We start from the raw sequence: 13,887 nt of genomic DNA, 5'->3' as shown, positions 1-13,887 counted from the left end.
GATATGGGAGGGAAATGTAGAGTAGAAAAAAGCATATAATAGGTGATAAGAAGGAGTATATCCTTTCCATCGTCTCAACACATGTGGAGTGCGTGGTAGTAATATATCGAGATAAGAAGTATTGATGTAAGAGGGTTAAAGAGCAACTTGAATATGTTCCTGCATTCAAAAAGACGCTCTAGGGTGGACTGCGGGAACATATATTTTTACATACACTAGGCGTGAAGAGGGATGTGCATTGCTTTCCGGAGTACTGATTTTGAGTCGCATTTACCTTAGAAATTACACAAGCGAGTGTCGCTTGTGTTTTTTATATAGATAGATCGAATATACTTGCGAGCTTAAGCAAAAAGTATTACATATTAAGATATTATTGTAACATCTTATAGATGTTGCGAAGGAGGGCTCTTGCCTAAAGGAGCGTGCAGAATAAGAGGCAGATAAACTAAAGTGAAAATACAGGAGAAATGCTGTTAATTGTCGAATTAATTACATTGATTATATGGTTTTGTAGAAAGGATTTAATATCTAATATATATTTAAATGATGAGTCGATTACAATGAGTTTTTGTTAGGAAGAGAATTGATATTTCTTTAAACTTGGGAGGGTAAAATGGCAAAGCAACCTATTATTAATGGAAAAGCCGTAGAACGGTCTTATGAAGATTATCGTAGTAATTTATACCTTGTTAATCGAAGGTATCAAAGAAAGCTTGTGTGGGGGGTATCTGAAAAAAGAGCGTTTATTGATTCCTTGGCTAATGGATATCCGGTACCGTTATTTTTATTTTCCATAAGTAAATATAAAGATATTGTTAGAAATGAAATAATAGATGGAATGCAAAGGTTAAATGCTATTTTTTCATTTATTGAAAATGAATATCCGTTGGAAAACGGTTGCTACTTTGATCTGTCAACAACAGCAGTAACAAAAGATCTGCTTGATAAGGGTGTTTTGATACAAAAACATCCTGTACTCGACCGTTCACAGTGTGTTAAAGTAGTAAGTTATGAATTACCTTATTCAATATATAATGAAAGTGACCCAGATGTTATTGATGAAGTATTTCGAAGAATTAATTCGAATGGTCAGCATTTATCACGGCAAGAAATTAGACAAGCAGGTGCAACGAGTGAATTTGCTCAACTAGTGCGTTTGCTTTCTACACAAATTCGTGGGGATGTATCACATGATGATACTTTACTGCTTTCTCAAATGAAAGAGGTAAGTATAAATCAAGAAATAAATGATACAGGGATTAATGCAGACTCAGTATTCTGGGTAAAAGAAAACATAATTAACAAAGAAGATTTAAGACAATCAATGGACGAGGAACAAGTAGCGGACTTATTGGCAGCTATGGTATTGCAACCTATTCCCCCCTCAAATGTAAGTGTTTTGGATGAATATTATGGGTTTCGAAATGTTGATTCGGAAACACGAGGAAAGAAAGTCGAAGATGCAGTGCTAGCAGTTAATCCGGAAATACTTTCAGAACAATTTCTATATGTTCTTGATGAAATTAAAAAAGTTTTCTACAATCGCCCTAAAACGATAATTGGCTATATTGTTGGACCAAGATTATATAAAGGTCCAAGGTATTTTCAAATTTTATTTTTATCATTTTATGAGTTGTTAGTAAGACAAGAGAAAAAAATAGCTGATTATGAACGACTGTATAATCAACTTGACGCTATTAGTAGCCGAACAATGAATATTGCTGGTGGTGGTGGTTGGTGGACTAGTAAGGAAAAAACAGAATTAGTGGCAGCGACAGTTGGTGTTATTACTTCAAATTTTGTAAACCGAACTGACGGTGATCCAATGTATTATTCGTATACTACTGAAGTTGAGACGCTACTCAAACAATCACATACTGAAAACAGTCAGTACGATTTTAAGCAAGGAATTTATAATTTATCTACAGGTGAACGTAACGATAATCTCTTAAAGAAAATAATAAAAACACTAACAGCGATGGCTAATTTAGGAAGAAATTCTGTAGGTTATGTTATTATTGGTGTAGCTGATAAAATTGAGGATGCAGAGAAAATATGTGAGAGATACAACACTAGCTACATAAAAGTGGGTTCTTTCTATATCACTGGTGTTGATGGTGAAGTAAGTGAGTTTAACAATGGAAATTATGATGATTATTACGCAATATTTAAGAATGCCATTAATATCATGCCTATATCTGAACACTATAAAAGACAATTGGGATCAAAAATGCGAATGGTTAATTATTACTCTAAATCGGTCATAATTATTAAAATAATATGTGACAACGGAGCAGTAATCTTTGATAATGGATATTTCACTAGATCCGGTGCAAGTAATGATCCAACTCCTGTATCACCAGAAAGCATGCCTGCCTTTTTTTCTAAATTTTGATGATCAATTAAACGAACCGGGAAGTAAAAGTTGCTATTCTAACGTGGTTTCATGCTAATCGAATTTGCGGAATCCTTCTACCAAAGTTAACATTTAAATAGATTGGTGACTTGAAGAAATTCTTATTTGACCGTTATTGCTTTAAAGGCCACCGATGAAGCAGCAGTACAAAAACGCTTGATCGGATTGATCGTGGACGATGCATCATCATTGGGCAGTTGATGCATCACAAAACGCCACTGCAAGCTTGCACTCGAACAAAGCAGAACTGGAGAGAATATACTTCAAGCCATGGAAAATGCTTGCCAGCATCTCATTCAGGCTGGTGTGGTTCAAAATTTGGATGGAAAAGATCATTATATTAGCTGATAAATATCCTTTGTAAATCTTGAAAGCAGTTTTATAAAACAGAAGCGACTTCCTCTACATAGATAGCATATGCAACAATTGTGCTATTTTATTTTGATCTATTCCTCTGTGAGAGGAAGCGTCTTTTCTATATGCGTATTGGCCATAGCATCCTTGATTGAATTATGAGCTTCTTGTGAGCAATCAAGTTGTTCTCTTTGATTAGTCCGTAGAGATTTACTCTGTTATAACTGGGTTAACATACCTGCAATAATGCTCTGTTTTCTTTGATCCTTCAAATAGATATCGAAGCGGACTAACTCGTCTATTTTACAAGTCCATAATTGCTTGTTCTTCTTGCATAAGCGTTGCTTCAGTTTGGTTTTGCATGATTTGGGTAGTATTTCACATATTTCTTTGAAGATTTTTTTTTCTTGTTCTGCCCACTCATAAATTCCTTTTTCTTCTCTAATAAAATCAGTCATAACTTCTACTGTGGCATTATACAGTATTTCCTTTCGATATTGTTTGTGAGAAGCTTTCGCCTTAGTTTTTATAACTTCTAGGCAGCACAGCACTGCCTCTAATGTATTAATCTTTTTGCTATCTCTTATCTCTTTTGATAATATCAACCATACTTTTGGCTCTAGTAACCAGGTAGAAAAACACTTTGGCCACTTTTTTTCGGCTAAAATGTAGTTAAGTAACAGTGAGACTCGTGTTTGGTCTTCGATTTGCGACAAAGTATACTCAACCTTCCTAAGTTCAGATTCGATCTCAGTGTATAGTTCATTTTGAGTTCCTTTTTCTCCCTCAGTATCTTGATAACGATTAGCATCTGACAATCGTTCTATGTCCCTTCTAAGTTTTTTCGTCAATAAATAGAAGGCAATATTTTGGAGGAGTTGGTCCTGTGTTTTCATTAAATCTATAGTCCAATCCACGGGAATTTCGATTTCATGTTTATATGCATTTAGATTTAAAAGTAAGAGTTGTGAATGGTCTTCTTTTATTAACCTTCTAAATTTATCTTTGTCCTCTTCATAAATTATTTTTGCAGCCATAAAAAATTCTATGTAGTCCCAAAAACCAAATTCCCCTTCAAATCTTCTCAAAAACTGGTATTTATTTCTGAAGGAGCCGTCTCCCCAAGAGATGCTAATTGCAAAGTTTGGTTTGGTTCCTTTAATTAGCATGGCTAGGCCCCCGTAAAGTAGGGAGATAAGTTCATATCTCTTTAAGTACTTTCGTATTTGTTCACTTTCGTCCAAGTTTTGTCCAAAAAGTGCTAGAACAAAGATAGCAGTATAGATAGGTTTTTTCTTAATATGCTCATTCGGTAAAGAATCCATAAATGTTTTGAATTCTTTGAACAAATTTGAGATTGATTTTTTTCCTAAAACCCTTTTCAGATGCACTTTAACTTCTCTATATTCTTGAATCCGATTCCAGTGACCAAAGATAATATCAGCAAGTTCAGCAATTATTTTTATATCCATCATTTTGAATTCTCCTATTTTAAATTGTTACTTTTTCCGCTATATGAGGAATAGTAGCGAATTTTTTTAGTTCTTCAAAAACATGACGAGCAGTTCCTTTGTACAACTTATACATACAAAAATAGTTACTGTCTAAAGAGTTCAATGATGTTCCAATAGTTATTCCTGTTATAAAACCTTCTTTATCTATGATGAATAAAAAGCGATCATGGATACGTTGTTTAGTTTGACAAAACTGAATTCCTAGTGGTTCCGGACCTTTTTTTGCCTTTATAACAGAATCTCCTTTAGCGATAGTAGAAAATTCTAAAGCAGTAATCGGATTATGTTCGTGTTTTTTAGGGTTATTGTGAAAAATTATATTTTTCTCTTCTGCATGACAAAAAGCAAAAATTCTAATCAAATCTATTGCATAATTAATCCCGTTACGATCAGAAAAATAAGAATCGAAAAACCATATTTCTTTGCAAGGTTTTTCTAGTTCTTTTTTTATAAAATCCATAGCTTTTTGGACTTCATTTGGTTTAATGAACAAAAAAGAATCATCGGCTTCTTGTTCATTCAGTTCTCGGCGAATGTTTGATTCTGAACGTTTAATTTTTGCATTTACATCTTCTGGGATGATAATTGAACTCACTGAACTTTCTTCTGATCTCATTGTTTTAAAATCTCTTCCTAGATTTCTTAAGGGGATGGTATGACCTGGGCTTTGAATAGTTGCATTTATAACAAACTCTCTTAAATAACGTACATCTTTTTCAAAGTAGATCAAACCGCTGTTAGCATACACTTCGATATCATGATTATTCCAAGGCAAATCTGACAAAATGATGATTTCCTCTCCTTGGGGAAGTTCCGTGGTATCAATCAGTTTTGTAGATACAATCAAATGATCTTGTTTAAAATGTACGATAATATTATCAAACTTGCTTTTTATGCCAACAACGATACCATTGTTTTCCTTTGGGTGAAGGCTTATCTGTGAGTAGCTGTAAACAAAAGTATTTCCAAAACTCAAAGGGCTCTTTAAAAAATCAATTCCTATGTAACGTTTAGTAAAAGAACATATTTCCTGAAAGGTTAGAATGTCTACTTTTAATAAATATTCTTTGTCATTAATAAAAAGGCAACGTGGTTTATCAATAGAGACAAATTGTTCTACAAAAGTGCATGCTCCTTCGTTATATGGATTTAAAACTGCTTCTTTTCCCAATAGTCCTTTTAGTTTCCAACCATTATATGAAATTCTTTCGACTTCTTCGTCTGGAACAACCTTTTCTTCAAAAATCAGTTGAAAACGTCCCAGTTTTTCCTTGGTTTTTAAATGACGATTTTTAACGTCTTCATCAAAACCTTTATGGTAAACAGTTAGAATATTTTCTCCAGCATAAGAGATTGTATTTTTAAGCATAAAATTCCTCCTGTGAAAACTTATTTAAATATTTTTAGAGTTTCAATAGATATTTAGTCCTCATAGATATTATATTCTATTTTCGCTTTTCTCCCCAAAAACTCTCTTCCACTTATAACTATTCAAATGAAAATGCATATTCGATATAATAGTATAAGAACATTAGTTCTATTTTTGGGATAAAAATATTGGAATATAACGTATGATCAAAAAAAGACAATACCACCTATAAACAAATGTATGGCGCTGAGATTGGTCGACATACCTATGTGTTTTGAAATTTTTTTTCAGGTGCTTAGGACAAAGAGTGTCGTTAGCTATTCATACTGGAGAAATATGCCGGGGAAGCAGGAAACTATGCTTCTGTAGGAATAAAAGGTGAAAGTTATCTTGAAAATGGAGTTTTTTTCCTCTAACCACGACAAATATTAACTAATTCTGTTCAGCTTCATCAACCAAATCAATAATCTCGCGAATATCTTCTATTTCCATAGCCTCAGCTATTCTTTCAATATGATTAAAATTAATACTCTCACGTTTACCTGATTGAAGTTCGCTGAGAGCTGCGTGACGTACATCGGATAAACGCGAAAGCTCTCTTAGTGAGATATTGTGTTTTCTCGTAATTTCGTTTATTTTCACAACTACTTTCTTTACCATTAGGGTTCCCACCTTATTTTACAAATTCTTCTTGACGATACGCATAAACGTAACATATAATTTTTGTAAAACTGGTACTTATATACGTACCAAAAGGTGGGGGATATTTTGACTTCTCAGAGTGACATGGTAGCGGAGTATGAAAAGTTAGTAGAACTTGAAAAGCAATACACAGAGAGGATTCAAACTTGTGTTAAATTACTTGGAGATGCGTTTAACATTATCGCTGCCAAAGCAGGAGCGTTGAGCATGGATTCAGTTAAGGAAGCGGCTTATTATTATTTACACTCAACGGAGATTGAAATAAACCATGTTTTGTACTATATCCGTTTAGAGAAAAGTATTTTAACTAATCAGTTAGAAATTGAAACAAAATGAAGAAAATACAAGCGTGGCAGCGGAGGGGACGGAATCGTTCTGAAAAAGCGGAGCGTTCGCCTTTGAACCCGGATTTTTACCTTTAAAATATAATCAAAAAAATCTGGGGGCAACAGCGATCGGAAGAATGATCCGTCTACGTAGCGTCCTTAGTTGCGCGTACAACCACTTAAAAAAGCCAAACCCGATATGACCCTTCTCGGTCTAATCGGGTTTTCTCATTTCAATCCCTCCATCCTTGCACATAAATCATCATCTACCTTCCAACAACCGCCTTCGTGTAGTTACACCCACTCCCAACATCATGTATAGTAAAGTTATGGGAAATAAACATGAACCCGCATATCATCTTGAACGCTTAACCGTACAATATGAAACATGGCAAAAACGAGGAGGAACGTGATGATACATCCGACACAGATTCAGGATATGCTGCAAGCCGCGCTGGAGACGGGCGGAGATTTTGCAGAGGTGTTCGTTGAGGATCGTACCAATGGACAACTGGGCATGACTGGGGGAGTCGTGGATACGGCGTTATCAGGCCGAGATTTTGGGATTGGTATTCGGATCATGAAGGAGCATTTCTCGGTGTATGCCTACACCAGCGATATGAGCGAACAGAGCTTGATCCGACTGGCAAAATCGGCAGCCAAGGCCATTCGCGGAGGTGGAGTGCCAGGTACACACACCATTACACTCCATCCCCATGCTATTCCTAACCAACATCCGATTGCGATCATTCCTGACGCTTCACAGAAACGCGACAAGATCGACATGATGAGACGGGCGCATGAGGCGGCAAGCCAATACGATCCTTCCATCACGCAAACCTCCATTGGGATTAGCAACTCGATCCAAAACGTACTGATCGCCAATAGCAACGGGCTGTTGGTGGAGGATACCCGCACGTATACACGCATGAGAATAAGTGCGATTGCGACCGATGGGGAGCATAGACAATCTGGTTTCCGTGGGCCGGGCGCATATGCGGGGACTGAATTCCTGGAGAACCTGAATATCGAAGAAAATGCCAGACACGCCGCTCGTATTGCGTCCACGATGGTCAAAGCGGGATATGCACCTAGCGGCAGGCTGCCTGTCGTGATTGAGAACGGCTTCGGCGGCGTTCTTTTTCACGAGGCGTGTGGACACGGGCTGGAATCTACGGCGGTGGCCCATGGAACCTCCGTGTTTGCCAATAAGATCGGACAGCAGGTGGCTTCACCGCTTGTCACGGCTATAGATGATGGAACGATTCAGAACGCGTGGGGCTCGCTCAATATCGATGATGAAGGAGCACCGACACAGCGCAACGTACTGATTGAGAACGGCATTTTAAAAGGATATCTGATCGACCGCATGGGCTCGCGCCAGATGGGTGTACCTGCGACAGGATCAGGACGAAGACAATCCTATAAATTCGCGCCTGCGTCCCGTATGAACAATACGTTTATTGCGAACGGGGATTCGACCCGTGAAGAAATTATTGCGAATACGGAGTACGGGATCTATGCCAAATCGCTGGGCGGTGGTTCGGTGAATACCTCGACGAGCGAGTTCAATTTTGCGGTTGAAGAGGCATACATGATTCGCAACGGCAAAATTGCGGAGCCGGTTAAAGGGGCAACACTGATCGGTAAAGGGATTGAAACCCTACAAAATATTGATATGGTCGGCAACAATCTGGATCATGGTCAGGGGATGTGCGGCTCGGTCAGCGGAAGTCTTCCGGTCAACTGCGGACAGCCGACAATTCGCGTATCCGAGATGACCGTCGGCGGACGGAAGGGGGAATAGGCAATGAATATTCAGCAATTTCAGGAAGCGTTGTTCACAAAAGGTCGGGAAATCGGCTACGCGGATATGGAAATCTACTATGTCAATGGACGTTCTACCTCGGTTAAGGTACTAAAGGGAGAAATCGATCAATATACAATCGTCGAAAACGGCGGACTTTCCTTCCGGGGTGTCATTAACGGGAAAATGGGCTATGCCTCTACGGAGAAGCTGGAACCGGACGTGATCGACTTTTTATTGGAAGAGGCACGCAGCAATGCGGACATATTGGAGAGCGAGGAGCAGGATGAGCTGTTCGCAGGCTCTGAGAGCTATCCTGAGCAGCCTGCCTATGCCTCAGCGTTGGCCGACACGGCTCCTGAGATTCTGATCGAAGCGGCGCTAGAAATGGAGCGCACAGCGCTTGCCGCAGATCCACGGATTGTGATGGCTCGGCATTGCTCAGTCAGCATTCGTGAAAATGAGGTCCTGATTGTGAATACCAAAGGACTGCACTGCCATCGTCGCAAAAGTCTGGCGACCGCTTATGTGTATGTGATTGCAGCAGACCATGACGAGACCGTTACCGGAGGCTGGCATGATTATTCCCTGCGGAGCGTGGAGGAGATCGATATTGTGGATGTGGCGCATAAAGCCGTAAAAGAGGCTGTTTCCAAGCTGGGTGCGCACACGATCCAATCGGATAACTATCCGGTCATTTTCCGTCATGATGCAGCAGCGCAATTGTTGGCTGCGTATACGTCGGTATTTTCAGCGGAGTCGGTGGATAAAGGCTTTTCGCGATTGGCTGGGAAACTGGGGAAAAAGGTGGCAAGCGAACATATCACGCTGATTGATGATCCGCTGATGGAGAACGTTCCCGCAGGCAGTACGTTTGATGCCGAAGGCAGCGCAACGCATCGTAACGAGATCATCAAGGACGGAGAACTACGAACATATTTCCATAATCGCAAGACGGCCCGCAAGGCTGGGGTGCAAAGTACCTCTAATGCTTCAAAGGGCAGCTATAACGGCAAAATTGGTGTGTCGTATCATAATCTGTATGTGGAACCAGGTACCTCTACGTTGAAGGACATGATTCGCAAGACAGATCGCGGGTTGATGATCGTAGAGCTGCAAGGGCTGCATGCGGGTACGAATACGGCGTCCGGTAATTTTTCGCTGGCTTGTCTGGGATACTGGATTGAGCAGGGGCAAGTGGTCAGAGCGGTCAATCAGATTACCGTATCGGGCAACTTCTTTGATGTGCTGCAGCAGGTAGAGGAAGTTGGCAACGATTTGCGTTTTACGGGAAGCTGCACATCCCCTTCGCTCAAGCTGGCTGCACTCTCGATTTCAGGCTCCTAATCACTGGAGCAGCCTTCTTCTTTCCAGACTCACGGGCTGTTCCTAACGTTCCAATTGCCTAGCGATTACAGATGCCTGATGCATCAGGGTATGGTAAAGTAGGAGAAAGTCTTTGAAATATGAAAAAAAGGCTTGGTTACAGCACCGCGACAGGGTATTATAGACAATAATATATTCGAAAAAAGGTTCGAATTGAATTTTTATTGGGGGATGTATATGAGATATATAAGCACTAGAGGTCGAGTAGAAGCCAAGGGATTTATTGATACCGTGCTCATGGGGTTAGCTGACGATGGGGGCCTGATGGTACCGGAGCAGATTCCGACTGTGTCGGCAGCTACTTTGGAGCAATGGGCAACATTGAGCTACAGAAAGCTGCTGCTGGAAGTTTTTGCGCTGTATATCAATGATGAAATTCCTCGTGAAGATTTGGAGCAGCTGGTGGAGCGCAGTTATGCGAGCTTCCGTCACCCGGAAGTTACGCCAGTGAAGAAGATCGACGATTCCCTGTATATTTTAGAGCTGTTCCACGGTCCAACGTTTGCGTTCAAGGATGTGGCGCTGCAATTTATGGGTGAATTTTATTCCTACGTGTCCAAAAAGCAGAATGAGATCATTCACATTTTGGGTGCAACCTCGGGCGATACCGGGGCAGCAGCCATTCAGGGCGTGCGTGGCAAGGAAGGTATTAAAATCTGTATTTTACACCCACACCAAAAGGTGAGCAAGGTACAAGAGCTGCAAATGACGACGGTTGACGATGAAAATGTACTGAACCTGTCCGTAAAAGGGAACTTTGACGATTGTCAAAAAGTCATCAAGGACCTGTTTGCAGATCTGGATTTCAAAGGAAAACATCATCTGCGCGCGATTAACTCCATTAACTTTGTGCGTATTTTGGCGCAAACCGTATATTACTTCTATGCTTATTTCCGGGCGCAGGAGTCTGCGGGTACGAAAAAAATCAACATCAGTGTGCCATCCGGCAACTTTGGTAATATTTTTTCCGGCTTTCTTGCGAAGAAAATGGGCTTGCCGATCCATAAGCTGATCATTGCAACCAATGAAAATAATATTTTGGAGCGCTTCGTGAAGACAGGTGAATACAAGCCAGGCGACTTCAAAAGCACGTATAGTCCTTCCATGGATATTCAGGTGGCAAGCAATTTCGAAAGATACCTGTACTACTTCCTCGGAGAAGATGCAGGGAAGGTATCTGAATGCATGAATAACCTCAAAACCGAGGGACGGATTGTGATCAGTGCAGAGGATTTGAAACGGGTACAGCAGGATTTTGAAGCGCTCGGTGCTTCGAATGAGCAGTGTCTGGAGCTAATCAAAAAATACAAAGCCGAGTACGATTATTTGCTGGACCCGCATACGGCTTGCGGTATTGCCGCGTATGAGGCGTATAATGGCGCGGACGAAGTATGTGTGACCTTTGCGACAGCGCATCCGGCCAAATTTGATGAAGCCATTCGTCTGGTGGACATCAAGCAGGAGTTCCCGGCGCAAATTGAACAATTATTCTCCAAATCGCAGCATCAGCAGGTGGTAGAGCATGACGAGGCAGAAATTGTGCGTCAGCTTGAAGCCTTTTATGTGTAAAAGATCATCCTGATCACGACGAGTTATACCCTCATAGGATGTAAAAAAGAGGCTCCGCCCTGTGCGCAGCCTCTTTTTGTTCTTTGGCATTCTTGTCATATTCGTGGATCAGCTACCTAGGATTCGCTTTCTACACATAAAAGCAACGTTTCCGGTTCATGCTATGAAGCGGAATGATGGTGTCCATTTGATGTATCTGACCCATGCCGTCGTCCATGAATTTCCATTAAAATCAGGCCAAACACCATCCCAATAAAGGACATGATAGCTATGGACAGATACAGCGTTTGCCCGCCGAAGGCTTCGTACACCGCGCCGCCTGCATAAGAGGCCACAATGCCCGAGACGCCGAAAAACAGCAGAGCCAGCATCGTCTGCCCTGTCGCGCGCCATTCCTCAGGCACGATCCGGTACAAGTATTGGATAGCCGCTGAGTAAAATCGCTAGCAGGGCAAAATATAAAAAATTGTATGCCCGCAAAGGAACGGAAGAATTCATAAACGGCGTGACCTCGCTCTGATTTGAGATATAATTTCATTTTGTTCACATTATTGTACCATGTAGAGTAAGGTATATATACCCTTACTTATCTTGAAAAAAGCCTGTAAATCAAGGGATTTTGGTTTAATAATATGACAAGGAATGATAGATTCATAGAGATATTTGATGAAGGGGCCAAAATTTTTTTATGAGCAAATTCGATGTATTTTTATAAAAAATCATGTATAGTTAACTAAATTTTATGAATACATAAAATCACACTCTCAAGAATACGGAATGAATCCGTTCCGAACTCTCAATAGAGTAACCCAATATAAAAGGAGTGTTTTAGAAAAGTGACCATTATCCGTTCAGAGCAGAGTCAACAGGCAGCAGCCGAATATGTGCAGTCCGTTTTTGAGAAGGTTATCGCTCGCAATCCTCATGAGAATGAATTTCATCAGGCCGTCAAGGAAATATTGGATTCGCTGGTTCCGGTACTGGCTAAGCATCCCAAGTATATGCAGCAGGGGCTTTTGGAACGGCTTGTGGAGCCGGAACGGGTTATTACCTTCCGTGTGCCTTGGGTAGACGACGCAGGGAACGTACAGGTCAATCGCGGCTTCCGGGTACAATTTAATAGTGCCATCGGTCCTTACAAAGGTGGAATCCGTTTTCATCCGTCTGTGTATCTCGGAATCGTCAAATTTTTGGGTTTTGAGCAAATTTTCAAAAACGCCCTGACAGGTCTTCCGATTGGCGGCGGCAAAGGCGGCTCCGATTTTGATCCCAAAGGGAAATCAGATAACGAAGTCATGCGCTTTACACAAAGCTTCATGACCGAGCTGTATAAATATATTGGCCCGGATACCGACGTTCCGGCAGGAGATATTGGTGTAGGCGGGCGTGAGATCGGTTACATGTTCGGGCAATACAAACGGATTCGCGGGGGACATGAAGGGGGCGTCCTCACAGGTAAAGGAATTCATTACGGGGGCAGTCTTACACGTACAGAAGCGACTGGATATGGTTGCGTGTATTTTGTAAATGAAATGCTGCATGCCCAAGGCTCGTCCTTTGAGGGGAAACGTGTGGTCGTGTCGGGTTCGGGTAACGTATCCATTTATGCGATTGAAAAAGCACAGCAGCTCGGCGCTACAGTCGTTGCCTGTAGTGACTCGAATGGCTACATCTATGATCCGGACGGCATTGATCTGAATCTGGTGAAGCAGCTTAAAGAAGTGAATCGACTGCGCATTAGCGAGTATACCAAAGAGCGTCCGGGCGCAATATATACGGAGGGCTATTCCGGTATCTGGTCGATTCCATGTGATATCGCACTGCCATGCGCCACACAAAACGAAATTGACGAGCACGCAGCACAATTGCTGGTGAGCAATGGCGTAAAAGCAGTGGGTGAAGGTGCGAATATGCCATCCACGCTACAGGCCATTGAAGTATTTTTGGGCAATGGGGTGCTGTTTGGGCCAGCCAAAGCGGCAAACGCAGGCGGGGTCGCGGTTTCCGCGCTCGAAATGTCACAGAACAGCATGCGCCTGTCATGGACCTTTGAGGAAGTGGATGCCAAGCTGCATGATATTATGAAGAACATCTATGCGAATAGCGTGAGGGCGGCTGAGGAATACGGCGTACCTGGGAATCTGGTTGTAGGGGCGAACATCGCCGGATTTGTTCGTGTGGCAGACGCTATGCTGTCTCACGGCATCATTTAACGGATGAAGAGAGCAAGAGAAGCTGAATAGCGTTGTCTGTATGGCTCTCCAGATCTGCTATCGTATAAGTGGAGTGTATGAGTTATCACATAAGTAAGCTATACAAGAAGAAGCTGAGTGCCCCTTGCGGGGGTGCTCGGCTTTTATTCGCTAAGAGTCACTTTATTTTTCACAGGGGCTTGATTTATATTCAAAGAGGATGTATATTACTTGATAGATCAATAATTGATA

At 41.2% G+C, this 13,887-nt stretch carries 10 protein-coding genes and 1 pseudogene; 6 read left to right on the top strand and 5 right to left on the bottom strand.

Going from position 1 to position 13,887, the window contains the following annotated elements; translation table 11 throughout:
* Positions 1-613 precede the first annotated feature (613 nt).
* Positions 614-2,395: a GmrSD restriction endonuclease domain-containing protein gene (locus tag L696_RS0106145; protein ID WP_025682867.1), complete on the top strand. Its 1,782-nt coding sequence runs from the start codon at positions 614-616 to the stop codon at positions 2,393-2,395.
* A 122-nt stretch (positions 2,396-2,517) separates the two neighbouring features.
* Here L696_RS0106145 and L696_RS32320 read toward each other — a convergent pair whose 3' ends face one another.
* The 4 genes from L696_RS32320 to L696_RS0106130 all read right to left on the bottom strand — a co-directional run bounded on the left by L696_RS32320 (position 2,518) and on the right by L696_RS0106130 (position 6,313).
* Entirely contained in the window at positions 2,518-2,640 is a 123-nt protein-coding gene (locus L696_RS32320) for a hypothetical protein (protein ID WP_280740122.1), read from the bottom strand.
* 348 nt (positions 2,641-2,988) lie between these two features.
* Positions 2,989-4,245: a hypothetical protein gene (locus L696_RS0106140; RefSeq protein WP_025682866.1), complete on the bottom strand. Its 1,257-nt coding sequence runs from the start codon at positions 4,243-4,245 to the stop codon at positions 2,989-2,991.
* Positions 4,246-4,261: 16 nt separating this feature from the next.
* Positions 4,262-5,653 (bottom strand): hypothetical protein, encoded by a 1,392-nt coding sequence (locus L696_RS0106135; protein WP_025682865.1) that lies wholly within the window; start codon positions 5,651-5,653, stop codon positions 4,262-4,264.
* A gap of 432 nt (positions 5,654-6,085) precedes the next feature.
* Complete coding sequence (locus tag L696_RS0106130) at positions 6,086-6,313, bottom strand: helix-turn-helix domain-containing protein (RefSeq protein WP_025682864.1); 228 nt, start codon at positions 6,311-6,313, stop codon at positions 6,086-6,088.
* Positions 6,314-6,421: 108 nt separating this feature from the next.
* Here L696_RS0106130 and L696_RS0106125 point away from each other — a divergent pair, with 108 nt between their 5' ends.
* The 4 genes from L696_RS0106125 (at position 6,422) to thrC (ending at position 11,443) form a co-directional block, all read left to right on the top strand.
* Entirely contained in the window at positions 6,422-6,691 is a 270-nt protein-coding gene (locus L696_RS0106125) for a hypothetical protein (protein ID WP_025682863.1), read from the top strand.
* 402 nt (positions 6,692-7,093) lie between these two features.
* A complete protein-coding gene (locus tag L696_RS0106120) occupies positions 7,094-8,488 on the top strand; it encodes a TldD/PmbA family protein (protein WP_025682862.1) in 1,395 nt (464 codons plus the stop codon).
* A 3-nt stretch (positions 8,489-8,491) separates the two neighbouring features.
* Positions 8,492-9,835 (top strand): TldD/PmbA family protein, encoded by a 1,344-nt coding sequence (locus tag L696_RS0106115; RefSeq protein ID WP_025682861.1) that lies wholly within the window; start codon positions 8,492-8,494, stop codon positions 9,833-9,835.
* A 216-nt stretch (positions 9,836-10,051) separates the two neighbouring features.
* Positions 10,052-11,443, top strand: coding sequence for a threonine synthase (gene thrC / locus L696_RS0106110; protein WP_025682860.1), 1,392 nt, complete (start codon positions 10,052-10,054; stop codon positions 11,441-11,443).
* 161 nt (positions 11,444-11,604) lie between these two features.
* On the opposite strand, the pseudogene L696_RS0106105 reads toward thrC, so the two are convergent.
* A pseudogene (locus tag L696_RS0106105) lies at positions 11,605-11,871 on the bottom strand (MFS transporter); the annotation flags it as partial.
* Positions 11,872-12,279: 408 nt separating this feature from the next.
* On the opposite strand from L696_RS0106105, the gene gdhA reads away from it, so the two are divergent.
* Positions 12,280-13,656 carry an NADP-specific glutamate dehydrogenase gene (gene gdhA, locus L696_RS0106100; protein ID WP_025682857.1) on the top strand — a complete coding sequence of 459 codons (1,377 nt, stop codon included), beginning with the start codon at positions 12,280-12,282 and terminating at the stop codon, positions 13,654-13,656.
* Positions 13,657-13,887 lie beyond the last annotated feature (231 nt).

Source organism: Paenibacillus maysiensis, assembly GCF_000520815.1.
Classification (GTDB): domain Bacteria; phylum Bacillota; class Bacilli; order Paenibacillales; family Paenibacillaceae; genus Paenibacillus; species Paenibacillus maysiensis.
Note: the sequence above shows the minus strand (reverse complement) of the source record. Positions and strands in the feature narration are given on the sequence as shown.